We start from the raw sequence: 24600 nt of genomic DNA, 5'->3' as shown, positions 1-24600 counted from the left end.
CGGGAGCAGAGGTCAAATGAGTCCCGGAACTCCCAGCGCCCAGGGGCAGCCCGTTTTACCTGTGGCAGCGACCACTGCCTCGCCTGCAGTCGAGCCGTCAGGCGGGGCCTCGAACCTCCATACCGGCATCGCGCCCTCACACGCTGAGCCACCCACCTCTCGACTCTCGGCCAAGCTCCCGTTGTTCATCGTCTTAACCGGCAACCCAAACTCGGGCAAAACAACACTATTCAACGCGCTGACAGGTTTGCGCGCCAAAGTCGGCAACTACGCCGGAGTCACCGTCGAACGCAAGGAGGGGCGGCTGCTGGGCGCCCCTGCGGACTTGAACGCGCGCGTGCTCGATTTGCCCGGCACTTACAGTCTCAGTCCTCAATCGCTCGATGAACAAATCTCGCGCGATGTCCTGCTCAACCGTCTGCCCGAGCTGCCCGCTCCGAGCCTGATTGTTGTGGTAGTCGATGCATCGAATTTGCAGCGCAACCTTTATTACGCAACGCAAGTCATCGAGCTGGGCTATCCCACCATCATCGCCTTGAACATGGTCGATGTAATGGAAAGCAACGGCCTGCTCATCGACATCGAGAAGCTCGGCGCTGAGTTGGGCGTGCCGGTGCTTCCCATTATCGCCAGTGAAGGCAAAGGAATCAGCGACCTCAAACAGCGCATCATTTCGGTAATCCGCCAGAAGCCGGCGGCCCGGGCATCCGCCCTTTTTTGCGACCTGCCTCAAGCCATCGAAAAGGAAACATCGAACCTCGCCGCCCTATTGGGCCGCCTGTTCCCTGAACGGCGGGCGCAGGCAGGCGCCGAGGCCATGCTCATCCTGAACAATGAAAACGCGCTGACATCCAGCGGCGCGCATTACCCGGCCGCTGTGCAGGCCGATGTCCTGGCCGCTCGCGCCCGGCTCGATGCGGCCGGAGTGGATTGGCGCGGCGCAGCCATTGAAGGACGCTATACACGCATCTCGGCCATTCAGCGCGCTGTCACCACCGAGTTGTCGGCTCCCGGCCAGACCTTCAGCGACCGGCTCGACCGGGTGCTGACCCACAAGGTCTGGGGCACAATCATTTTCGTCGCCATCATGCTGGTGATGTTCCAGAGCATCTTCACCTTCGCGCAAATCCCCATGAACGCGCTGCAATCCGCCGTGAACTGGCTGGGTGGCGCCACCAGCCGGCTCATTCCGCCAGGGGACCTCAACAGCCTGCTGGTCGAGGGAATCATCGCCGGGGTAGGGGCGGTCATTGTGTTCCTGCCGCAAATCCTTTTGCTCTTCCTGTTCATTGGCTTTCTCGAAGACACCGGGTACATGGCGCGCGCGGCGTTTCTCATGGACCGCCTCATGAGCAAGGTGGGGTTGCACGGTAAAAGCTTTATTCCAATGCTCAGCTCCTTTGCGTGCGCTATCCCGGGCATCATGGCCACGCGCACCATCGAGAGTCCCAAAGACCGCCTCGTCACCATCCTGGTGTCGCCCTTGATGAGTTGCTCGGCGCGCCTGCCCGTTTACACGCTGCTCATTGCCGCTTGCATCCCCGACATTACCGTCCTTGGATGGCTCAAGCTGGCGGGCCTGACCATGCTCTCGATGTATCTCCTGGGCATTGTCGTCGCGCTGTTGATGGCCTGGCTATTCAAAAAGACCCTGCTCAAAGGCGAAACGCCGCTGTTGATTATGGAGTTGCCCCCCTATAAACGACCGCTGGCGCGCGTCGTGGTGCGGCACATGTGGGACCGCTCGAAGCTCTTTGTGCGCCGCGCCGGCACGGTCATTCTGGGCATCAACATTCTCCTGTGGTTCCTGGCCACTTACCCGCACGACCCCCATATTACCAGCCAATACGCCGCCCGCCGCGCCGCCATTCTACTGGATGCGCGCCAACAACCGGGCGCGTCAGCCGCCATTCCTTCCGCTTCTGCGCAACTGGCCGCCCTGGACACCGAAGAGGCCGGCGCAAAACTGCGGCAGAGTTATGCCGGCCATTTGGGACGGCTGATCGAACCGCTCATTGCCCCGCTCGGTTTTGACTGGAAAATGGGCATCGGCATTGTCTCCTCTTTCGCCGCGCGCGAAGTATTCGTCAGCACCATGTCCACAGTCTATAACGTGGGCAATTACGACCGCTCCGAGTCCAGCATGAACAGCCTGGCAAAGACACTCAAGGCCCAGACCCGCCCGGACGGTTCACCGCTCTACACGCCTCTGTTGGCGATTACCTTGATGGTCTTTTATGTCTTTGCGCTGCAATGCGTCAGCACCGTGGCCATTGTCCGGCGCGAAACCAATTCCTGGAAATGGCCCCTGTTCCAATGGCTGTATATGGGAGTGCTGGCTTGGGGCCTGGCCTTTGTCACCTACCGCCTGGGGCATTTATTTGGGTGGGGGTGACGTTCGATGTTCGACGTTCGCCTGTTGGAGTTCGTTCCGGTCGCAAGTCTCTTTCCCGCAAAGAGATAATTCTCTTGCCTTGTCTCCATTATTTAAACTATATTATCCTGCACAGCCAAGCCTTGCAGAATTGGCGTTCAATGAATTCGGGTCAGTCAATTCGGCGCCGAGGTTTCACGCTCCTCGAGCTCCTGGCGGTAATTGCAACCATTGCGATCCTCGCCGCGCTCCTCTTGCCTATCCTCGGGCGAGCCAAAATGAAAGCGCAGCGTACTGCCTGCTCTTCCAATCTGCGCCAACTCGGCCTGGCGTGGGTCATGTATTACAACGACAACGCCGGCGCCTTGGTTCCCTCTTCGCCCGATAGCCCCGACGTGTGGGTCCAGGGCGACATGTCGATTTCCAACCAGGCCGTGAACCTCGATCTCATTCGCCAGGGCAAGCTCTATCATTACAACCAGAGCCCCTCCATCTACCATTGCCCAGCCGATCAAGGCAAAATCATCGACGGCAACCTGGTTCATGCCGTGCGCAGCTATTCGATGAATTGTTTCATGGGCGCCCGTAACGACCAGACCGTCATTCCGCCTACCGCTGTCGATTACGTCCCGTTCTTTGCTAAAGATGCCGAAATCCGCCGCCCCTCTGAGATGTGGGTGCTGCTCGATGAAGACCAACGCAGCATCAATGACGGCTTCTTCATCACCGACCCCAGCGGCCACATGTGGTTTGATTTCCCCGCCGTCTCCGAGCAGCGCCACAACTTCAGCTACAGCCTCTGTTTTGCCGATGGCCACTCGGAAGTCTGGCGATTCAGCGACCAGCGGTCCTTGTCGGTTAGCTCCAACAACGTCGAGCAATCCGGCAACATGGACCTCGCCCGCCTCGCCCACGCCACCACGGTGCCCAAATAGCGGACGCGTTTTAGAGTTGTTGGAGCCGGCGCGAGAGGGCTCTGATTCTTCCTCCCTTTCATGCAGCCGGTTGCAACCGGCGTGCACGCTCACGTCCCCTACCTCGTTCGCGCCGATTCCTTCAATCTCGCAACCAGGTCTTTGAACTGGCCGCTCTCCGGGGCCACCCTTGCCGCCGCGCTTGCGATAACTAAAGCATCCTTCGGACGGCTCTCCTTAACCAGGAAATCCGAATAGCGGAACACGACTTCCGGGCTGTCGGGACAAATTGCGAAGGCCTCGCGAAAGGCAAAGTCCGCCTCCGCCTCCATGCGCTGTCGCTCTGCGGCGTTATTTGAGTGGGCGACCCGCCACGCATAGACCCCGCCAATCGAACTGCGCAGCTTCGAGGCCCATTTCTTGGCATAATCGTTCCCGACGAACTCCGGGTCGCCCCTGAACCCATGGAAATTCCGGCGGACATCAATGCGGTCCACAAATGAGGCTACTTTGTCCACTGACGTGTTGTCCTCTAACCAATTTCCGAGCATTCCGGCCACCAGGCTGCGCCAATACTCGTGATCCCGGGCCACGATCTCCTCCGGCAACCCCGCCAAGGGCTGGCGGTTGATTCTCAGGATCAGTCCGTGGGGCTCCAAATGCGGATACATCCAGTCCAGTGGAAAGCTTTCCTCGATAAAAAAGTAGCGGGTGGGGTTCCGGTCGAAAATGACCTTGGCAATTAAGGCATTAATACTCATAACGGCGACCTGCCCGGAGACCTGCACTGCCCCATTCTTGACCCTGACGTCTTCTCCCGGTTTGAGCTGATGCTCCTCCAGCCGGTGCTTGGCGTCTTGGAGATATTCATCAAAGCATTTCTGCGAATCGTCTTGCGTGGGGATGTAAAGCTTTGACCCATACATGGCGCGCAGGTACTCCAAATACGTGCCGTCGGCCAGGGCGTTCTGTGTTACCGTGAAAAACGGGTCGCCATCCGCCTGCGACTTGCAAAACGCCGTCGGCACCCCGCGCCCCGGGTCCGTGCCGCCAAAGTAAATGCTGCCGGGAGGAATCGAGTTGATGATGCCATCAGCGAATATCTTGGTGTATTTCGGTTCGCAATTAACGACGTGATCGTAGGCGAGGCAAATCTCCAAAACCGGCGACCAATAAGCGGTGCGAAGTTGCGGGATGGAATTGGCGCCGTTGGCATATTGAGGGTGATGGCGTTTGAAGAATTCGTAACGATTTGTTACCATCCGCCAATCCCCCTTGATGGCTGCCTCGAAAAAGCGCTGAAAGTCCGGAGAAATGGTTTCGCCCGCTATTGCGGCCAAGCGTTCCGATTGCTTCTCCTTTACCGCCGCGAAGGATTCAAGACGCGCAATCTGCTGCTCGCGCAACGTCGAGTTTTCCGCCGCTTCTCGCGCGGTCGTTCCGCTTGTTGCGGCCAGGCAACCCGTCAGGATGCCAAGCAGTCCCAGAACGACTATTGCAGTTATGGGATGAGGCTTGCGCGGGCGCGAGACATCTATGATCGCCTCTATGCGCCCTTGCAATTGCCCCCGGCGCGCCATGGCGATGCCGGTTGCGCATCGCACGGAACGAAAAGTGTTGGCGATGTCGAGCAGTTGCGCGGCATAATCCGAAGGCTTGCAACCGCGGTTGAGGACAAAATCATCGCAAGCCCGCTCGCGTTCGATGCGCATTCGGCGGGCCGCAACCCAAACCAATGGATTGATCCAGAACAGCGCGCACACAATCCGCGTGACCGTTTGCGTCAGGCAATCCCATCGTTTCACGTGCGCTAATTCATGCAGCAAAACCACCCGCCGCCTCTCGATAGCCCACCCCGTGGCCGCCGCCGGCAAAAGCACCACGGGCCGCAAAGCCCCCCACGTCAACGGAATGCAGTTTTCTGCCGATTGCATGATTCGTGGCGCCCGCCGCAAACCCAGCATGGCGCGCGCTTCGTGCAAGACGAAACCCCAATCAGGATTGGACAACACCTTCGATTTTCGCGCCAATCGACCGAGCTGAAGCTCCCCTGCTAATAGGGATACCAGGCCCAGCACAGCTCCACCGGCCCAGGCGAAAAATAGAATGAAGAACCATGACGCGCTGAATCGCGCAGCGATGGGTCGGTCGGCGGTCCGAGCCAATGAATTATCAGAAGCGGAACCCGTTTCCGGCGAGGATGCTGGCAAAGCGGCCTGCCCGCTTTTGCCCAGCGGCGCCAGGCTGAGCGACACAGAAACTTGATTGCCTGAATCAATGCCTGTCGAAACAGACCAAAGTGGTTTCAGCAACATATGTGGCGCCGGACTGAGGCAAAGCAGCAAACCCAGGCAAACAATTGCCGTGAACCAAATGCGATGTTTAGTGCCGGCAGTCGCGCGCCTGCAGAACAGGCAACCTGCAGCCACGACGGCCAGCAGCAGCACACTCTCGATGAGCACTTCAATCAGCAGGCCAGGATAAGAAGAGCGCTGAAGAAATCCCGCAACGGGCTCGAGCCATCCGTTCATCTTACCGGCCATCCTTTCGGGCTTGTTCAATCAGGCGCTTGAGTTGCTCAAACTCGGAATTGGCGAGCCGGGTGTCGGCTGTCTCCAATAACGCCGCCACGGCCTGCGCCACCGAGCCTTCAAAAAAGGTCGAGACCACCCGGCGCAGTGCCGAACGGCGGGCGGTTTCCCGCGATACCTTCGGCTGATACACATAGCGGGCGCCGTCTTTGAAATGTTTCAAATGGCCCTTCGCCTCCAAAATCCGCAGCAGGGCGCGCACGGCGGAGTAGCTGGGCGCCCGAGGCAAAGCCGCCTGCACCTCGGCAGCCGTGGCGCGGCCACTCCGGTGCAAGACATCCATGATCTGCCGCTCGCGTCGGCTGAGGTGTGTTTCGGCGTTCATAATGCTAAAATATTAGCATCAAAACGGAGGGCGTCGATAACAAAATGCTAAAAAGTTAGCACGAAGGAGCCGGTAACTGCTCAGACCGCCTTTCCAAGGCATGAGCTTCACAACAACCCCCCGCACGGCGCGAATACAGAAGGGTAACCCTTGAAACTTTTGACCCCTTCCCGTTCGAGTCGCACGGCCTTGAGAAACGTCTTCTTGATGATCGGTGCCGTCCGGTTGATTTGGCACTTCCATCCTGAACAGAATGGAGCAGGGATCAACGATTTCGATACCACAGGAGCCTCATTCCGGTTGAGGACTTTGACAGTTTTGGACTCATGCCGGTCTGTGGTTTTCAGGCAATCGCGTTTCTGTTTGCCGTTCCTCTTTGCGAGAGCATAATATTTTCCGTTGGGTCGATAGCGGTAAAGGCATTGGCCAACCCTTTTGAAAGGGTTCTGGATTAGCTTGCCGTGGAGTTCACGGCAGCGGGCAGGTTGCCCCCATAGCTCAAATGGATAGAGCTGGCGTTTCCTAAACGTCAGATCCCTGTTCGATTCAGGGTGGGGGTACCAGCCATATTGGTTGTCCCAGGGAGCATGTGTATCATGTCCATCATGCAAACAGATAGTGACGAACTGCATGATATGAATGATATGAATGATGCAGGGCATATCGGGAAGCTCTGGGCAGGCAACATGTTGGGCACCTTGAATACAAATGCTCCTGCGGAAACAGTGATGCAGGCGTGGTTCGATGCTGGCTCCAAGGCTTACACCGCCGGCGAAACAAACCACCTTGTCATCACGTTCCGCGTAGCTGGTTGGCCGGATGCGTTCAGCGAGCATCTCTCGGACGTGAATAATACCCCAGGTACGGGCAACCCCGCCGATATCACGAAGCAGGACCAGACCGTTTTTAACAACCCGTGAGAAAGGCGGCCGTCGCATTATTGGTCCTCGTAGCCAGAGCGGCTTTTGCTGCCGACGGCCCTTCATTCGCTGGGTATCTGAGATTTCAGGTTCCCCCCGACACTGAAATCAAATGGGCTGCGGCAACAAATCAGTTGCCCGCGGCCCTCTGGATTTACAAGGTGGTTCCGCAGCACTTTTCAGCCGCTGCGGTCTCCAACCTGGTGGCTTTAGGGGCATTAACACTGAGGGATGAGCGCCGTCGGCACGGTGGCTTTTCGAACACCAATGAAGACCCGCTGGTGTTCTGCAATAAACAACAGACACGCACGTTGACCGTTGTGCCCTCCCAGGGCTGGATAAAATACCACGACGAATACGCTCCTGCGAACCACTACAACAAAACGAATCACACGTGGGAGCCCGTGAGAGACTTGCCCGGTGGAAAGCGGCTTGAAGATGGTGCACTCAAGTTTGTAGAGCAGTTCGGCATACATCGCTGCGACCTCGTTACGAAGCCATCAAGCACGAACCTTTTGACGTTTGGAATAAAGCGAACGCGAACCTACTTCGACAGGGAGAGGGGACGAGAGGTCAAGGATGAGGAGTTTTATCGCGGCGTCTTCTTCGTGCGACGAATCGCCGGAATAGGCTTTGCAGGCATCGGGACAGGAGCTGGCTGCGAGGTGTGCTTTGGGAATGACGCCAAAATCGCGGATTTTGAACTGGTCTGGCGAAATATGCAACCGGGCGAGCAGCGTTCGGTTGCATCTCCGGCGGAAATCGTTAAGTATGTCCGGGCAGGCGGGGCAGTCATGACGCACCGGGACAGCGTGAACCCACGGGACGTAAAGAAATTGACCATCACAGAGGTCGTCCCGTTCTATATGGGGGCCACTGGCGAAGAAATCCAGTCGCTGGTTTATCCTTTCGCCCAGATTGAGGCCATTGCGAGTTTGGGCAGCACGAATTTGAATGTGCAGCTTTACTGTCCAATTCTTACTCAGAGGGCTTCGGCACAGAAATGATGGTCACGCACCTCAAGGACTACGGAATGCCCGCGTTGGGGTTACAAAAGTGGGTTACAAGGTTCCCCGCCTCATCCTTGGCAAACGCACAGAAACGCAAGCAGGCCAGAATGATTCTGGTCTGGCCCCAGAAAAGGAGCAGAAGTTTCCTAAACCGTAAATCCCGGTTCAATTCCGGGCGGGGGTACCATGTGGAGTGTGGATTATGCACTCGTCTTACGTATGGCACTCAATCAAGAACCACCCGCGATGACCACCCGCTTGGAACGAGAGGAGATGCCGTCAGGCAGGCGAACAGTCCAACGCCGCTCGCTCTGGTCCACGCGAAGTACGATGCTGCCCTCAGAGGGCGGGTGGTCGCTAGGAGCGTCGAGCAGCAGAAAGCCTGGTCCCAGTTGAGCCACAGGAATGGAACGTCCGTTGAGAAGGAGCTCGATTCTAACGTCTGCGGAGTGGCCGCAGTGGCTGCTGGACTGGAAATCAATGAGTGACATTGCTCTGACAAACGCCGCCGCATAGGCCGCCCGCTACCACTGCGGTCGGTCGAACGGCTCGGTTTCGGAATCCACGGCACCGTACACGTGGCCGAGCACGAAGGCAAGCCGGCCAGCTCGCGCAGAGCGGTCAAGGAATGGTTCCCGCTCGAAATTGAAGGTGTCATCCTCCCGCTCCTTGAGTTGGAACAGCCGCACGTAGCGGAAACAATAGCGCGTGGCAGGATGGGGGGATTGCCTCCCGGCAAGGACCCTAATGCAAAGAGGTGGGAGCGTCACTAGAATAAAGCAAGGTAGCGGTTGAGTTTTGTGGTCTCACCCGCGCGCGACTTGGAAAGAGTCGGCCCCAAAAGTCCACGCGTCAGCGTGGGCTTTTCATTTGAGGAAAGACTCTATTGGACTTGAGGCAGCTCGATCCAGAAGCGGCTGCCTTTGCCGGGCTGCGATTCAAAGCCGGTGGCGCCGCCCATGCGCTCGGCGGCTTTTTTGACGATAGCCAGGCCGATGCCCGTGCCTTCGTACTTGGCGCTCAGACGCTGGAAAATCTCGTAAATCCGGTGTTGCGCTTCGGGTTCGATGCCAATCCCGTTGTCTTCAACCCACAGCCGCACCCGGCCATCGATCGGCTGGGTGAAAATGCGCACGCGCGGCCCGACGCCAGGGGCGACGAATTTGACGGCGTTGCTCAAGAGATTGGTCAGGCATTGGTTGAGCGAGGGGGCATGGCCCTGCACGGGCAACAGCGGATGCTCGATATGGATTTGGGTCCCGGCAGACTGAAGCTCGGGGCGTTCGAGGGCTATCTCCGAAACCAACCTGTCCAAATCGACACGGCCCAATTCGATGGGCTGGCGCGAGATGCGGCTGAAGGCCAGCACGTCCTGCATCAACTGCTCCATTCGCCCGGCGGCGCCCAACACTTTGTTGAGCAACTCTGCGGGCTCTGGCGCCAGCGTCGAGCCGTAATCTTCCAGCACGATTTGCGTAAAGTTGCTGATGGCGCGCAACGGCGACCGCAGGTCATGCGAGAGCGTATAGGAAAAAGCCTCCAACTCGGCGACCGTTTCCCGCAGTTGGGCCGTCCGCTCGGCAACCGTTTTTTCCAACCCAGCCGCCTGCTCCGCCAGCAGCCCGCGCGCTTTCTCGAGCTCCGCCTCCGAGCGTTTCCGCTCGCTGATATCCCGCGCGATCTTTGAAGCCCCAATCACCACACCTTTCGCATCCCGGATTGGAGAAATCGTCAGCGATACATCGATGCGCCGCTTGTCTTTAGTAACCCGCACGGTTTCGAAATGCTCGATACGCTGCCCGCGCCGGAGCGATGCCAGGATTTGTGCTTCTTCGGCCTGCAGTTCCGGCGGAATGATGCGCAGAATGGGCTGCCCGATTATCTCCTCCGGCGCATACCCAAAAAGCCTTTGGGCCCCGGCGTTCCAGCTCGTAATGGTTCCCTGCAGATTCTTGCTGATGATCGCGTCTTCCGAGGACTCGACTATTGCCGCCAGCATCGCTTGGGCTGGCGCCGCCAGCTTGGCTGCCCCGGCTTCAACGGCTGGGCGTTCTCTGCTGGATCGCGGCTTTGGGGGTTTGGAATGGCCCATTTCAACACTTGGTCCGCCGGGGACCGGCCCGCCATGGAAACCTCACGCCATTCTCCAGGGCCGGAAGCGCCGACGTTGCGCGCAGCTTACGTAACCCACAACGGGCGATTTGCCAAGTCAAAAGAATCTATTATCATTTCCAAAAGCTAATCTTACCCACCGCCGCCGCTCTCGCTCAAAGCATCCAGAATGTCCGGACCCTTCAAGGGCTCCGGCGTCAGCGCGAAGAGCGAGGGCTGCCACGCAGCGAGTGTAAATTGGAGTCGAGCGGTGTGGCCGAGGTACTTTTGCGCGCGCAGGTCATAGACGTGCATGGGCGTTTTGAGCGTGGCCTCAACGTGTACCGGTTGTTCGAGAGCCTCGTTGCCCCCGGCTTGCTTCAACTCTTCGCTCATTTGGTAATCGATATTGTGTTCGAAAGCGAGGAGCTGGCCTTTGGCAACCCGGAAGCGGTGGATGCGGGCGCGGGCCTCCAATGGGACCAAAACCTGGGGTGCAATCGACCCGAGGCGGGCTTGAATCCAGCGGGCCCATTCGAAATCGGGTTGGGCCTTGAGGCGGTCCTTTAGGCCGGCGCTGATGTCACCCGGTTTGAAGCTGGGCCGCTGCGCTGGGGTCAATGCGAAGCAACTCTGGAGCGGGGCCGTTTCCAGGCCTTGGAACTCCTTTATAGGGGCGAAAGTCCGCAGCTTTCCGTGTTGGTCAAACGCTCCGGGCGGGCCGCCGCTGCCCAACAGTGTGTGGCCATCCGAGAGGAAGGATTGAATCTCCTCCTCCTCCTTTTGTGAGAGGGCCAGCGAACCGGGCAGAGCCAGCACTGCCCCGGGGACCTGGCGCAACTGGCCGGCTTGGATTTGTTCCGAGGAGAGGAACTGCGGGCTGAAACCGAGGTCCTGAAAGGCCTTGAGCCAGCTATCGCGGACCTTGGCCAGGCGATTGTGGTCGCTCTCGAAACTCGAGAAGCGCCGCAGCCAGGTTGGGCCGTCCACAGTGGATTCGAGCAGCCAATCGGCTTGGATACTCGGTTGCGAGTAATGGATAAAGACAGGGTCGCGTACGGGTTGGGCGCGAAGAAACAGGCGCGCCAAAGGGGAGGTCATTTCCTTAAGCACCGGTTCAAGCGCCCGGGCTTTGGGTTTGAGCGCGTACTGCGGACTCTTCCAGTCCAGGCAATCTTCGCTCCACCAAATGATGCAGCCCCGGTCGCCTTCCAGCAACAGATGCCATAGCCTGCGGCGCGCCGGTTTGGTCTCCTTTTCAAAGACGGTGGTGACAATCGGCTGGCCGGGCATAAAGGACCCGAAAATCTCGCGCGAACAGCCGATGTCATAAGGCTCGACCCAATCCAGCGCCTGGGAAAGCCGCCACAGATCGTAGCCGCCAAAGGCGTGAGGCATCTGCGTGCCTTCGATGCCGACGGGGGTCGATGGGTCCGCCTGGTGCGCCGCCTGGCGCAAGCCGTCCAACGTGCGCGCCAATGATATGTCCATGTAGGTGCGGAAATCAGCCCACGGCGAAAAATTCCACCGCGCCGGATTCTGACGCGCCTGGACTGGATCGAAATTGATAGCCGCGACTTCTCCCCAATCCGGCTTGCCGCGTGGGAGCGATTGGCCGCTGGCCATGCGCTCCTTTATCTGGTCTGTTGTGAAAGGCTTGACCTGGTCCCAAGTTTCGAAGCGCGTGTCCCATTCGCTGTTGAGCGCGGCCAAATCCTGGTACTGCGTCTGAAGCCAGCGCCGGAAGCTCTCAAGGGCCAACGGATTGAAATCATAATCAAACGGGTTGGCCGAAAAAGTAACCGAGAGCTCGTCACGAATGTTATATGCAACCGGCTGATGTTCCCTGTTCTTGCGCGCCAGCTTCTGCATCTCGGTTTTGGCCCATCCAGTCCATTCTGGATCGTCCAGGCAATAATCTCGCACCAGGCCCGACTCGGGCCGCCCCGCCTTCGACCAGTCCGTGATGAAGTTATCCCAGTCCCGCACCTTCGAGTTCCATTTGAGGCACAGGCCCCGATTAATCATGTTCTCGACGTAATAAGGGAAATGGTTCTCCAGCAGCGGTTGGAGGTCGCCATCCCCATAAGCCATCGCCGTGTTGACTCCCATCTCCCGCAAGCGCTGAAAAAACAGAGGGAGCTTCTTCGGCTCGTGATACGCGCTGTCGCCCACCCACATGATGGTCCGGTACTCGAGCCAGGGCCGAAGGTGATTGGTCTCGGCGGCACTCAGACCCGGTATGGCCCACAATAGGAAAAGGCCGGCAATGCAGGTGCGACGCATGGACTGATCAGTAAAGAGTGTTGGCAAAACAATCAATAGAAGAGGGAAGAGGAATGAAGGACGAAGGGCCATTTCGTTTTCGTTTCATTCGTCCTCGAGTTTTCAGGGCTTTCGTGAACGAGGACGAATGGCGCAATTCTATTTTTTGAAACAGGCCCTGACTAAGCCAAGTCCCTACGGACGGGGATATTCTTAGCCGGCAGGGGACGAGAGACTTCAGGGGCTTTGCTCATCCAGAGCCAATAGCCACGGAGGGCCTGACTGATCTCGACGAACCGGTCGAAATCGACGGGTTTAACCAGAAACGAATTGGCGCCAAGCTGGTAGGCCAGATTGACATCGCGGATTTCATTAGAGGAAGTCAGCACGACAATGCGCAGGGCCTTCAGACTTGGTTGTTGGCGGACCCAAGTCAGCACATCAAAGCCGCTCTTACCGGGCATCTTGAGGTCCAGCAATACCAACTCCGGCAAAGGAAACTCGAGGCGATTGGCGTATTTGCCTTCGCCCTTGAAATAAGCAATCGCTTCGTCGCCCGAGCGGACGACTTGCAGTGGATTGAGGATGTTGCCCTTGGCGAAGGCCCGCCGTATCAGAATCACGTCGTCCTCTGAATCGTCAACCAGCAGAAAGATGGCATCGTCAGGCATATCTTTATGATTGTCGAAGGTAGGGATTGTTCTTGCTATGGGGTATTCACCCCGGTTATGGAGATAATGGCCGCTGACCTGGAGGATTTTGCAGGCCGAGTCCCCGCGAAACGGCGCAGATACTTGTGCATCCGATCGCCTTACAACTTGGACGGCTCATCATCACCTCCTACGGAGTGATGATGGCGTTGGCTTTTCTGGCCGGAATATGGACTGCTGCCAGGCTGGCGCCATTTGGCGGAATCCCGGGGGAGAAGGTGCTGGACCTTGGACCGTGGCTTATCGTCGGGGGTATTGCAGGGGCGCGTCTGCTGTATGTCATTTCCTATTGGCCCGAACGGTTTGCCGGGCAACCGCTTTGGGAGTTGTTCATGGTGTGGAACGGGGGGTTGGTCTATTATGGGGGATTCATTGGCGCTGCATTGGCTTGCATTGTCTATGCGCGGGTGCGAAAGCTCCCGTTATGGAAATTGGCGGATGTGATGGCGCCCAGTGTGGCCCTGGGCAGTGCTTTTGGACGCATCGGCTGCTTCCTCAATGGCTGTTGTTATGGGCGAGCCTGCCATCTGCCCTGGGCAGTGACGTTTCCTGAAACCGCTCGCGGCGCCCCTCCGGGTGTGCCGCTTCACCCGACGCAGATTTATGATTCGTTGCTGAATCTGGCGTTGTATGGCGGGTTGGCCTGGCTTTATCGCCGAAAGAAATTCGACGGCCAGGTTTTCGCCAGCTACCTGGGCGGCTACGCTTTGCTGCGCTCCTTCGTCGAGGCCTTTCGCGGCGACTACCCGGTTTATCTAAACGGGTGGGCCACACCCGGCCAAAAAGTCAGCCTCGGCATTTTTGCTGCCGGCCTCCTGTTGTGGTGGGGCTTGCCGCGGCTGTCCCTCAGGCAAAAAGCATCCGGAAAGAGATAAGCCATGAGGCAAGAAAACATGGGTTCAGAGCTTCATTGCCGTATCGTGCTGGCAGCGGGGCCGACCGCAATCGGCAAATCGGAGATAGCCCTGCTGTTGGCCGAAAAAATTGGCGGCGAGATCGTCTCGGTCGATTCGATGCAGGTCTATCGCGGCATGGACATTGGCACTGCCAAACCGTCTGCAGCCGAGCGCGGGCGAGTGGCGCATCACTTGATCGATGTCGTGGGCGTAAAGCAGCCTTTCGATGCCGCGCAATTCGTGCGGTTGGCCCAGATTGCCATTGCCGATATCGAGGGGCGCGGGAAAATTCCCATTCTATGCGGCGGGACGGGCCTTTACTTTAAAGCATTATTCGAGGGATTAGGCCAAAGCCCGCCAAGTGACGCGACATTGCGAGCCGAATTGGAGACAACCCCGCTACCCCGGTTACTCGAGGAATTGGAGCAACGCGATCCTGTCTGTTATGGCCGGATTGATCGGCAGAACCTGCGCCGTATCATTCGTGCCGTCGAAGTCATCCGTTTGACAGGCCAGCCCTTCTCTCAACAGCAGTCCGCGTGGGAAAACAACCCCAGCCCGGCTAGGCCGGAGTGGTTGTTTGGCCTGGAGCGGGCGGCAGGCGGCTTGCATCAGCGGATTGAAGCGCGAGTGGAGGCGATGTTCCGCGGTGGGCTGGTCGGCGAAACCCAAGGGTTGCTCGACGCCGGGCTGGGCGAAAACAAGGTTGCCTCACAAGCCCTCGGATACCGACAGGTAATCGAGCATTTGCGGGGCGTCCGCTCGCTGGCCGAAACCGTCGAGCTGGTGAAGATTCGCACACGTCAATTTGCAAAACGCCAAATGACTTGGTTTCGCAGAAAGCTGCGGCTGCGTTGGGTTCGGCTTGGGCCAGAGGAACGCGCAGAGGCCACAGCGGGGCGGTTGGCGTGTTTGTGGAAGGAGTTCATGTGTCTCAAAGAATGACAGGGCTGGATTCTTCCTGGGCTGAGGTTTTCCGTCGCTCATCGTTCACTTTAACGGCACCGTTTTTGCTGATAAAGCGTTGTGTACTTGGACTATTACGGGCTGACGGAGCCGCCATTCGACATCACGCCGAATCCCCGGTTCCTCTTTTATAGCGCCAAGCATCGCGAGGCCTACAACCATTTGCTTTATGGCATTCGCGAGCGCAAAGGCTTTGTCCAGCTCACCGGGGAAGTGGGTGCGGGCAAGACCACCCTTTGCCGGGCGATGCTCGAACAGCTTGATGGCCGCTACGCCACCGCCCTCATCCTCAACCCCGTGATGAGCCCGGATGAGCTGATGAAAGCCATTGCCTTGGAGTTTGGTCTTCCAGTCAATGGGCTGGACCGCCTGGACACCCTGGCTGTCATTAACCAGTTTCTGTTGCAGAAAGTTGAAACCGGGCAGGAGGCGGTGCTGATTATCGACGAGGCGCAGGACCTGACCGAGGAATTGCTCGAACAGGTGCGGCTGCTTTCGAATCTCGAGACAGACAACCGCAAGTTGCTGCAGATTGTGCTGCTGGGCCAGCCCGAACTGCGGGACCGTCTGAATAACCCCAGGCTGCGCCAACTCCGCCAGCGCATCACGGTCCGTTATCACTTGCTCCCGCTTAACCGCAACGAGGTTAAACAGTATGTTCAACACCGGCTTCATCTCTGCGGTGGGAATGGAATTCCTTGTTTTACGCGTCCGGCCTTATGGCGGGTGTTTCATTACACGCAAGGCGTCCCGCGGTTGGTCAACGCGCTATGTGACAAGGCGCTGCTGGCCGGGTTCGTCGAACAACGCTCTGAAATCGATTTCCGCCTCGTCAATCGCGCTGTGCGCGAATTGGAAGGGCACATCCACGCATGAGCCTCATCAATGACGCACTCAAACGCGCCAAGCAGGCGCAACAGCAAGGTCCTTCCGGCGAACTAACCGCTCTACAGCTTCGTCCAGTTGAAGCTTTGTCCTCGGCGCCTCGGCCCTTAAGCCCCGTTCTTCCAATCGCGGTTGTGGTGCTGGTATTGCTTGCATTTGTGCTGGTCTGGATGGCATCACGCCCAGCCGGTTTGCTCGCTTCAAAGCCTCAGATTGCCCCTCTACGAAAAGCTGTGATTGAAACGCCTGGTTCGCCGGCTGGAGTCTCGTCCACGCGCATGCCCGCTGCCTCGGCCCCTGTTACGTCAGCCTCGGTTCCACTCACCAGGGCTGATATGGGCTTTGCCCCCAAGCCGGGGCTCGATAACATGACGGCCACCGTGCCCGCTCCCACGCCTCTCGCCGGGTCCGCCTCCGCTTCGGCCCAAACCGCTATTGCACAGGCCGGCTCAAATCTTACTTCCCAGGCCCAGGCGCCTCCCAAGCCCGCGCTGCTCAAATTGCAGGGGATTACCTATAACCCCCGGCATCCCTCGGCTGTTATCAACGGCAAAACCCTTTTTATCGGTGAGAGGTTAGGCGAATTCCGGGTAAAGGCCATCGGCCCGGACAGCGCCACCCTGGTCAGTGGTGGCCATGCGACCGTGCTGGTGCTGGAGCCGTAACCTTGCCTCACTTTTCGCTTGGCGCGGCAGGCCGCTCTCGGAATGATGGCAGGCCCATGAAGTTTCTCCCCGCTAAATTCGCCGCCTCGCCGGAGTTGGCGCGCATCGCTCCATTCGCAGTCTATGCGGTCCTGACTCCGCTCCAAAGCCAGTTCGGCCCCGAATCGCGTTATTGGGTGTATCTGGCGAAAACGCTGATCGCTGCCTGGATGCTTTGGGAGGTTCGCCCGTTCGTTCCCGAGATGCGTTGGGCCTTCAGTTGGGAGGCGGTTGCCGTGGGCATCGCACTTTGGGCGATTTGGGTCGGGCTCGATGGCTTGTATCCGAGGTTGAGCGCGGTGGGCGCAGGCGCAAACCCCCATCGGGAATTTGGCCAGGCGCTGGCGTGGTTTCATGTGGGTGTTCGCCTGGCAGGTTCTGCCATTGTTGTGCCACCGGTCGAGGAGGTGTTTTATCGCTCCTTCCTTTACCGGTATTTTGTCAAAATTGATTTCCGCGCGATGCCTCTTGGACAGTTTCACGGGTTATCATTTGTAGTCACCTCGGTCATCTTCGGCCTGATGCATCCGGACCGGTGGGTGGCGGGTATTCTGTGCGGCCTGGCCTTTCAATGGCTGGTGATTCGCAAGAACAGGCTCGGCGACGCCATGACAGCCCATGCCATCACGAATTTCCTGCTCGGCCTTTGGGTGATTTACAAGGGGGCTTGGACCTTTTGGTAAGACCCCTTCCAAGCCATACGGAGAGGACGATAATTTCACGAATTAGCACGAAATTTCGTTTGCGTTCTGCTTTGATTGCCCGGTGTTGCCGTGCCTGATTTTTGAAGACGACCATTTGCTGGTGGTGAACAAACCGCCCGGCCTGAATACCCATGCGCCTGCCCCCTTTTCAGGCGAGGGCATTTACGATTGGCTGCGGCACCGGGAGCCGCGCTGGGCTTCCTTAGCTATCATCCACCGGCTGGATAAAGAAACTTCGGGTGTGCTTCTTTTTGCCAAAACTCCCCTTGCCAACCGCTCGTTGACCGAGCAATTCTCCCAGCGCGCTGTCCGCAAAAAATATCTTCTGCTGACGGACGCCCTCGGGCCGGAGCGTGAATTAACCATCAAAACGTCTCTCGTTCGGCTTGGAGCAAAGTACGTGAGCAAGCCGGCAGGCATTGGAGGAGAGTTGGCCATAACCCGCTTCCGGCATTTAGGCGCCCTTGGCTCAGGAGGACCGCCTGCCGGTCTTGAGCGCGCGGGCACTTTTCCAGCGGGTTTGCCCGCGGCGTTTCAGGCCTGTTCTCTGGTCCAAGCCGAGCCGCTGACAGGCCGCACCCACCAGGTTCGCGTCCATGCCGCCAGCAGCGAGTTTCCAATTCTCGGGGACAGCCTCTATGGCGGCTCACCCGCCTCACGCCTCTTTTTACACGCCGCCGAACTGAGCATTAAGCACCCGGTCTCAAATGAGGAAGTGACATTCCGCGCGCCGGTCGATTTTGCGGCAGACCCGCGACTGGCGCTGAGGCGGGCGCTGATCGATCAATCCTCGACCAACGCGTGGCGCCTCATTCACGGCGCCGCTGATGGCCAGCCCGGCTGGTATGTCGAGCGGCTTGGGGAATTCCTCCTCTCTCAAGCCGCGCAGCCGCTGAGCCCCGAACAACGTGAGAAATTACGAGACTGGGTCGAGCGACTCCGATCTCGCGGCGCCTACCATAAACTGTTCATCAGAAATGTTCAGGAGACTGGCTCTCATGCATTGGCTTGTCCGGTCCTTGGCGAGGCTGCCTCCGAGCGGTTTAACATCCGCGAAAACGGCCTGCAGTTCGAGCTTAGTCTCAATGAAGGGTATTCGTTCGGCTTATTTCTCGACCAACGCGACAACCGCCACCGTCTTCTGCGCAGCCATGTCGCGGCGGGTTTTTCGCTTTTCCCCGGACGTGACCCAAGCCGGCCCATGGAAATTCTCAATGCCTTTTCCTATACCTCAGCCTTCTCGGTTTGCGCCGCTGCCGCTGGCCATCGAGTTACGAGTCTCGATTTGTCCCGGAAATATCTCGATTGGGGCAAACGGAATTTCGAACTGAACCGGCTCGACCCTGGCGCCCACGAATTTATTTTCGGCGACGTATTCGATTGGTTCGGGCGCCTGGCGAGAAAGAGGCGCCGCTTCGACGCAATAATTCTAGACCCGCCTACTTTCTCGCGATCAAAAGGCTCGGGGGTGTTCCGGGTTGAAAAAGATTATGGAAAGCTCGTAGCCGCAGCCCTGCCCTTGCTGGCTTCTCCCGGGGTGCTTTTGGCCTCGACCAACGCCGCCGGCTGGCCGGCTGAACAATTCGTCCTTTCGCTGGAAACCTCCATCGAGGGCTCGAAACGAACCATCCTCCAAAAGCATTACGCCCCGCAACCACCCGATTTTCCCGTCACGCGCGCCGAGCCCGCTTACCTTAAGACGGTTTGGTACCGGCTGAAATAATCTTTTGCAGCGCGCGGCAAAGCGCAGCGACGACAGCGCTTTCGGACCCTGCGGCTCTGCGCCCCCTCTGCTGAGCGCATCTTGACACTGCCACCGGGAACTTGTTGTAGCCGCCGCGGAACGTCGGCTTTAGCGGGCAGGGGTGGTGAATTACACACTGCTGCCGGCTGAAGCCGGCGTTCCGGTGGCAGTGTCAAGATGCGCTCCCTTCTGCTCAACGCCTTCCTTGCGACTTGCTCTGCGCGTGGTTGAGAGTTAGAACTTGGTTTTTGCGCGTACAAGAGCGACAGAAGCCCCGTGGAGAGCGCGGAGCGCGGAACTCGGAACTCGACCGCCACTGGGTTTGGCTCGGGTATGTCTTGATTGCAGCGCTTTTGGCGGCCCGTCTCGCCTATATTGCCTCTGGGACCATTGAGTTGAGCACCGACGAAGCTTACCAGTGGCTTTGGTCGAAACACCTCGCGCTTTCCTACTACAGCAAACCTCCCGGCATCGCTTTGATTCAGTTTTGCGGCACTCATCTGTGGGGTGATACGCAATTTGGCGTGCGGTTTTTCTCACCCGTTTTGGCGGCTATTGTGAGCCTGGTTATCCTGCGATTTATGGCGCGCGAAGTCGGCGCGCGCCCGGGTTTTCTTCTGCTGCTGATTATTACGAGCGCGCCGCTTATGAGTGTCGGCGCCGTATTGATGACAATCGATCCTCCGCTGGTGGCCTGCTGGACCCTGGCCATGATTGCAGGATGGAGGGCGCTGCAACGCGATGGGACGACAAGCCAATGGCTGCTTGCAGGGCTGGCGGCCGGCTTGGGGTTCCTTTGCAAGTACAGCGCGCTTTACCTCATCGTCTGTTGGGCGCTGTTCTTTGTCGTCTGGGCGCCGGCGCGCGCGCATCTCAGAAAACCCGGTCCTTATCTTGCCTTGCTGATCATCGCGCTCTGCACGGCGCCCGTAATCATCTGGAATTCCGAGCACGGCTGGATCACCGTCCGCCATGTCGCCGATAGCGCGGGCCTGGGCTCCCCCTGGCATCCCACCTTGAGGTTCTTCAGCGAATTCTTGTTCGAAGAAGTGGCATTGCTGAACCCGATTTTCTTTGCCGGCGCTTTATGGTCCATGGCGGCGCTCTGGAGGGGTTGGCGGGAAAGGCCGCTGGAATTATATTTCTTCTGCACGGGCGGGTTCGTGTTTTTGGGGCACCTCGCGTACTCGCTTCACTCCCGGGTTTTGCCGAACTGGATTGCGCCCGGCGTCCTGCCGATATACTGCCTGATGGTGTGTTATTGGGAAAGGCGCTGGCAGGAAGGCCCGGGGCACATCAAAGGCTGGCTGATCGGCGGCCTGGTCTTTGGGTTGACAGCGGTGATCATACTGCACGACACCGACATCATCGGAACGGTGCTCGGGCGAAGACTGCCAGGTGATGTGGACCCCCTGCGGCGCGTGCGCGGGTATGAGAAAACCGCGGCTTACGTGGAAGGGATGCGAAGGAAGCTCGCCATGGAGGGCAAGCCGGCATTCATCATCTGCGACCACTATGGTATCACAGGTTTGTTTACGTTTTACCTGCCGGCGGCCAGAGCGGGGCTGCCCACCAGGCCACTGGTTTACTACAGGACCTCGCCAACACCGGATAACCAGTTTTTTTTCTGGCCGGAATATCGTTACGAAAATTGGCGCAAGGGGGAGAATGCCATTTATGTGACTGAACCCGGTTCTTGCCGGTTGGAGCCGGATTGGCCCTTGAAATGGCTAATTGGGAGGGCGATACGTTTTGCCAAAGTGCCGCCACCGGTTGCGGCGCCGCCGGTGCTCTTGAAGGAATTCGAGTCTGTTACAGATCTCGGCGTTCAGGAGATCAAGGTCGAGGGCCGCGTCATGAAACGTGTGCAACTGTTTGAGTGTAGCACTCTGCGCTGACACCCATCCCAAGGGCCTCAGGCGCCGGGGAGTCTGTTTCGTTGGCCGCCCAATCCAGCCATTCGCTTAATACCAACAAAGTCCAAAGGGCCCGGGCATGATCGGCCTTTCGCTGACAATGCTCGGAGAACAGGCTCATCGCTCCGGCGGTTTCAATGCCAACGCGTTCGAGACGCCCGCTCACTAAAGTGTCGCAAGCCCATTTGCGCAGTGGGCCGCGCAGCCAGCGGGCGATTGGGACTGAGAGTCCGCGCTTGCGCCGCGTGACGATTGACTCTGGCAGGTAACGCAGAGCGTAACGTTTGAGAAAGACCTTGGTCTTGAATCCCCGGACTCGTTCGGAAACAGGCAGTGATAGGGCCGACTCCATTACGGCGGCATCCAGGAAGGGCGCGCGAAGCTCGAGGGCAGAACTCATGCTCGCGCGATCGCCTTTGGTAAGAAGCCCCTCGGCCAGCAGGGCCTCCAAATCCCACCGCTGCACTCGGTCCAGTAGAAGTCCCTTATCCGTATTGGGGCTTTCCTCGACTGCGGGGAGCAGGCCCAGTCCCGGAAAGAGCGCGGGGGGAATATTCGAGGCCCAGAGCCGGTGACGCGCGAAGCCTTCGAGACCGGCCCCCTGGACAAAACGCTTCAGGAGAAACGAAATCGTCATCTTCTTTTCAGTGAGAGGAAGCGCTTCAACCAATCGACGAATTGTAAATCTGGCCCATCGAGGTAACCGGGCAAAATGCTCGGCCAAGCCCGCGCCAACGTAAGTGGGATAGCCTCCGAAGAGTTCGTCGGCTCCCTCCCCAACCAGAGCAAGCCGAATATCGCGCGCCGCCCGCCGCGCTAAAAGCGCCGCCGGCAACCACGCCGGGTCCGCTAACGGTTCCCCGACCAACCGAACCAGTGTCTTTAATTCCCGTGGCACATCCTCAGGCTGAACCCAAACGGCCACCGGTTCCATGTTCAACTGGCGCGCGACCGTTTCGGCAAACGCTCCTTCATCATAAGATTCCTCTTCGAAGCGAAGAGTGTACGCTTTCAAAGGGCGCTTCGGGTGCAGCGCGCGAGCCACGGCTGAGACCAGGGAAGAATCCAGGCCGCCGCTCAAGAAAACGCCAAAATCCACCTCCACATCACTCTGGCGGGCGACTGCACCGCGAAAAACCTCATCGAAAGCAGCCAGGGAAGGCGGCTGTTTGGCGGTCTCGGCATTTCGCCAGCGCCAGTAAGATTTGTGCTGGATGCCCCCGGCGTCCAACACCACCATTTCGCCAGGGGCGACCTTTTGGATTTGGCTAAAGGGAGTGTTGGGGGAAGGAAAGATGCCGAACTGGAGGTACGTTCGGAGAGCTCTTTGGTCGAGATGAACCGGCAAGCGGCCATGCGAAACCACCGCGGCTATCTCGGTCGCGAAAACGACCCGCCCTTCACGCGCTGCAAAAAACAAGGGACGTTCCCCAGCCCGGTCTCGCGCCAGGACCAGCCGCCGGTTCCGCGGGTCCCACACTGCCAGAGCGAAAGCGCCGGTCAATATGGAAACGAAATCCTCGCCGAGTTCGAGGTAGAGACCGGGGATCACGGCGACATCGGTTTGAGCCTGCACGAGATGCCCGCGTTCTGCCAGCCAGCGGCGCAACTCACGATGATTGTCAATCTCGCCGTTGCAGACTGCGATGACGCCGGTCTGCTGGTCGAGCATCGGCTGGTGGCCGTCTTGCAGACCACGAATGGCAAGGCGGGTCGCGCCCAAGACACCCAAATCCGTGGCGATGCGGCCCGCTGCGTTGGGGCCGCGATGAGAAAGGGCTTGCAGCATGGCATCAACGAGCGCGCGAGTTGCCTCGGGGTCCGGCAGGCCGGAGAAAGCGATGCTACCGCAGATGCCGCACATAATGAGGGGCGCCCTCCGGGGCTGAAAGATGAGCAACGAGGAAATCCGGCGAGAGAGCCCGAACGGCCGTGAGGCGGGAAGCAGCGAGCGTTTCGACCCTCGCGAGATCGGTCCGGCGAAGGATCAGGCAAACCGGCTCTTTTCGCGAGGTCAGCCAATCGTCAAAGTCCGAAAGCGGCACAATTTGCTTCGGCCACTGTTTTTTCTCGAGGGCAGAAATGATGTAGTTGCTGGTCAACTCGCGGCCATCACGAGAAATCACTGTCGCCGTGCGACCCAGGTAAAAGGACAGGCCGTTGGGAAAACATTCGAAGCAGGCTAATTCTGTTCTTCCAGGAAGACCTGAGAGTTGGGAGGCGATTTCCCGGCCAGATTTGGCATCGAAAACAGTATTCAGAACCCCCGTATTGAGGTGAATCAACAGTGGCGGGAAAACTGTCAGACACAAAATGCACAGGGCGGGGCTGCGCCGGTAACGGGCGACCGTTGCTACGAGACTGAATCCGGCAAGCAACAACGCCAGCGGGAGAGCCGATTGGCCAAGCTGCTTCGCCGCAACCACGCTGATGCGCAGCGGTTTAGCCAGCAGGGGCGCGTGGGAAACCCCCAGCGCTGCCACCATTGAAGCCAGCAGGCACATCACCGCAAAAATACTCGTCGCGCGGACCAGCACCCGCGCGGCCCTTCCTTCGGGCGCCGTGAGCGCCGCTTCCAGCAACCGCGCCAAGAGAATCCCGCAAGCAACGGTCACGGTGAGGATATAGCCGGGCAGCTTGGATTGAGAGAGGGAGAAGAAAATAATGACCACAACCGACCAGAGCACGCACAGCCGGTCGGCGGGGTGTTTGGCCCAACGTTCCTTCCAGGTGGCCAGACTTGCTTCGGGTAGCAGAAGGCTCCAGGGGAAAAAAAGCCCGGCTACAATGAACAAATAAAAATAAACCGGCTCGGAGCGATGAAATCTGCTGGCGATGGTAAAGCGGTGGAAAGATTCCTCAACCACGCCGTAATGGAAAAAGTCCCGGTGCGCTAAGCAGAGCCCGATGAACCAAGGCAGAGTGATACCAAAGAACACGGCCAGGTTCAGCGGCGCAAACAACCGTTTCCACGAACCGGTCCGGCCCTCCAGACGATTAAAAAATAGCAACACCAGCACAGGGATCAGGAAACCAATGGGCCCCTTCACCAGCGTAGCCAAACCGGCCGATGCAGCGCCCAACAAATACCAGATTCGCCTTGGCTTGCCCTCAGTCGTCTCGGCCAGGTAGCCGGCGAAAATCGCGCCACAGACAAAAAAAGCCAGCGCGATATCGAAGATAACGGTGCGGGCATTGGCAAAATAAAGGGGCATGGTGGGGACAATGATGGCCGCCAGCAGGCCGCAACGGGTGCTGTGGACTTTTCTGCAAAACGCCAGCACCATCGCCACAAGCCCCACGCCAAATGCGGCGGAGGGGAGTCGCGCAGCGGTTTCATTTTGGCCGAAAATCGCCAATGAAAAGGACACAGCTTTGAAGTAAAACGCCGGCTTGTCGAGGTAATCAACCCCATCATAGGTCGGTACCAGCCAGGCCCCCGACTCCTCCATTTCGCGGCTGACCTCGGCGTTGCGCCCCTCGTCGGGCGCCAGCAATGGCAGATGCCCTAAACGAAAACAAATCGTCGCGAAAATGATCGCCATGGCCAACACGGCCAGGGCGCGGTTCGATGGCATGGAAGAC

Annotated in this window: 20 protein-coding genes and 1 tRNA gene; 12 read left to right on the top strand and 9 right to left on the bottom strand. The window is 58.6% G+C overall.

Annotated features, from left to right (window positions below; translation table 11 throughout):
* The first annotated feature begins 16 nt into the window (after positions 1 to 16).
* Entirely contained in the window at positions 17 to 2395 is a 2379-nt protein-coding gene (gene feoB, locus VG146_14835; protein ID HEV2393625.1) for a ferrous iron transport protein B, read from the top strand.
* Positions 2396 to 2652: 257 nt separating this feature from the next.
* A complete protein-coding gene (locus VG146_14830; GenBank protein ID HEV2393624.1) occupies positions 2653 to 3309 on the top strand; it encodes a hypothetical protein in 657 nt (218 codons plus the stop codon).
* Between the two features lie 98 nt (positions 3310 to 3407).
* Here VG146_14830 and VG146_14825 read toward each other — a convergent pair whose 3' ends face one another.
* Together VG146_14825 and VG146_14820 are read right to left on the bottom strand one after the other, a co-directional pair.
* Complete coding sequence (locus VG146_14825) at positions 3408 to 5819, bottom strand: M56 family metallopeptidase (protein ID HEV2393623.1); 2412 nt, start codon at positions 5817 to 5819, stop codon at positions 3408 to 3410.
* A gap of 1 nt (position 5820) precedes the next feature.
* Positions 5821 to 6204, bottom strand: a complete 384-nt coding sequence (locus tag VG146_14820; GenBank protein ID HEV2393622.1) for a BlaI/MecI/CopY family transcriptional regulator — start codon at positions 6202 to 6204, stop codon at positions 5821 to 5823.
* A 487-nt stretch (positions 6205 to 6691) separates the two neighbouring features.
* Here VG146_14820 and VG146_14815 point away from each other — a divergent pair.
* The 3 genes from VG146_14815 (at position 6692) to VG146_14805 (ending at position 8131) form a co-directional block, all read left to right on the top strand.
* Positions 6692 to 6767 (top strand) — tRNA-Arg (locus tag VG146_14815).
* 42 nt (positions 6768 to 6809) lie between these two features.
* Positions 6810 to 7124, top strand: coding sequence for a hypothetical protein (locus VG146_14810; protein HEV2393621.1), 315 nt, complete (start codon positions 6810 to 6812; stop codon positions 7122 to 7124).
* On the top strand, positions 7121 to 8131 hold the full coding sequence (locus tag VG146_14805) for a hypothetical protein (protein HEV2393620.1): 1011 nt from the start codon (positions 7121 to 7123) through the stop codon (positions 8129 to 8131). Before VG146_14810 ends, VG146_14805 begins: the two co-directional genes overlap by 4 nt.
* A 233-nt stretch (positions 8132 to 8364) precedes the next feature.
* Here VG146_14805 and VG146_14800 read toward each other — a convergent pair whose 3' ends face one another.
* From VG146_14800 to VG146_14780, 5 genes are all read right to left on the bottom strand, one after another.
* Positions 8365 to 8535, bottom strand: a complete 171-nt coding sequence (locus VG146_14800; GenBank protein HEV2393619.1) for a hypothetical protein — start codon at positions 8533 to 8535, stop codon at positions 8365 to 8367.
* 123 nt (positions 8536 to 8658) lie between these two features.
* Positions 8659 to 8904 carry a hypothetical protein gene (locus VG146_14795; protein ID HEV2393618.1) on the bottom strand — a complete coding sequence of 82 codons (246 nt, stop codon included), beginning with the start codon at positions 8902 to 8904 and terminating at the stop codon, positions 8659 to 8661.
* A 113-nt stretch (positions 8905 to 9017) separates the two neighbouring features.
* On the bottom strand, positions 9018 to 10226 hold the full coding sequence (locus tag VG146_14790) for a PAS domain S-box protein (GenBank protein HEV2393617.1): 1209 nt from the start codon (positions 10224 to 10226) through the stop codon (positions 9018 to 9020).
* 152 nt (positions 10227 to 10378) lie between these two features.
* Complete coding sequence (locus VG146_14785) at positions 10379 to 12511, bottom strand: beta-galactosidase (GenBank protein HEV2393616.1); 2133 nt, start codon at positions 12509 to 12511, stop codon at positions 10379 to 10381.
* Positions 12512 to 12672: 161 nt separating this feature from the next.
* Positions 12673 to 13161, bottom strand: coding sequence for a response regulator (locus VG146_14780; GenBank protein ID HEV2393615.1), 489 nt, complete (start codon positions 13159 to 13161; stop codon positions 12673 to 12675).
* Between the two features lie 125 nt (positions 13162 to 13286).
* Between VG146_14780 and lgt the strand changes: the two genes are divergently transcribed.
* From lgt to VG146_14745, 7 genes are all read left to right on the top strand, one after another.
* Positions 13287 to 14075, top strand: coding sequence for a prolipoprotein diacylglyceryl transferase (gene lgt, locus VG146_14775; protein HEV2393614.1), 789 nt, complete (start codon positions 13287 to 13289; stop codon positions 14073 to 14075).
* 3 nt (positions 14076 to 14078) lie between these two features.
* Positions 14079 to 15041, top strand: coding sequence for a tRNA (adenosine(37)-N6)-dimethylallyltransferase MiaA (gene miaA, locus VG146_14770; GenBank protein HEV2393613.1), 963 nt, complete (start codon positions 14079 to 14081; stop codon positions 15039 to 15041).
* Positions 15042 to 15122: 81 nt separating this feature from the next.
* On the top strand, positions 15123 to 15938 hold the full coding sequence (locus VG146_14765; GenBank protein ID HEV2393612.1) for an AAA family ATPase: 816 nt from the start codon (positions 15123 to 15125) through the stop codon (positions 15936 to 15938).
* Positions 15935 to 16612, top strand: coding sequence for a hypothetical protein (locus tag VG146_14760; GenBank protein HEV2393611.1), 678 nt, complete (start codon positions 15935 to 15937; stop codon positions 16610 to 16612). Before VG146_14765 ends, VG146_14760 begins: the two co-directional genes overlap by 4 nt.
* Before the next feature lie 56 nt (positions 16613 to 16668).
* Complete coding sequence (locus VG146_14755) at positions 16669 to 17334, top strand: CAAX prenyl protease-related protein (GenBank protein HEV2393610.1); 666 nt, start codon at positions 16669 to 16671, stop codon at positions 17332 to 17334.
* Between the two features lie 85 nt (positions 17335 to 17419).
* Positions 17420 to 19078, top strand: coding sequence for a pseudouridine synthase (locus VG146_14750; GenBank protein ID HEV2393609.1), 1659 nt, complete (start codon positions 17420 to 17422; stop codon positions 19076 to 19078).
* 269 nt (positions 19079 to 19347) lie between these two features.
* Positions 19348 to 20997 carry a glycosyltransferase family 39 protein gene (locus tag VG146_14745; protein HEV2393608.1) on the top strand — a complete coding sequence of 550 codons (1650 nt, stop codon included), beginning with the start codon at positions 19348 to 19350 and terminating at the stop codon, positions 20995 to 20997.
* Here VG146_14745 and asnB read toward each other — a convergent pair.
* Both asnB and VG146_14735 read right to left on the bottom strand, forming a co-directional pair.
* Positions 20954 to 22879 carry an asparagine synthase (glutamine-hydrolyzing) gene (asnB, locus tag VG146_14740; GenBank protein ID HEV2393607.1) on the bottom strand — a complete coding sequence of 642 codons (1926 nt, stop codon included), beginning with the start codon at positions 22877 to 22879 and terminating at the stop codon, positions 20954 to 20956. The genes VG146_14745 and asnB overlap by 44 nt on opposite strands.
* Entirely contained in the window at positions 22860 to 24593 is a 1734-nt protein-coding gene (locus tag VG146_14735; protein ID HEV2393606.1) for a glycosyltransferase family 39 protein, read from the bottom strand. Before VG146_14735 ends, asnB begins: the two co-directional genes overlap by 20 nt.
* Between the last annotated feature and the right edge of the window lie 7 nt (positions 24594 to 24600).

This window comes from Verrucomicrobiia bacterium (assembly GCA_035946615.1).
Classification (GTDB): Bacteria; Verrucomicrobiota; Verrucomicrobiia; order Limisphaerales; family UBA8199; genus DASYZB01.
Note: the sequence above shows the minus strand (reverse complement) of the source record. Positions and strands in the feature narration are given on the sequence as shown.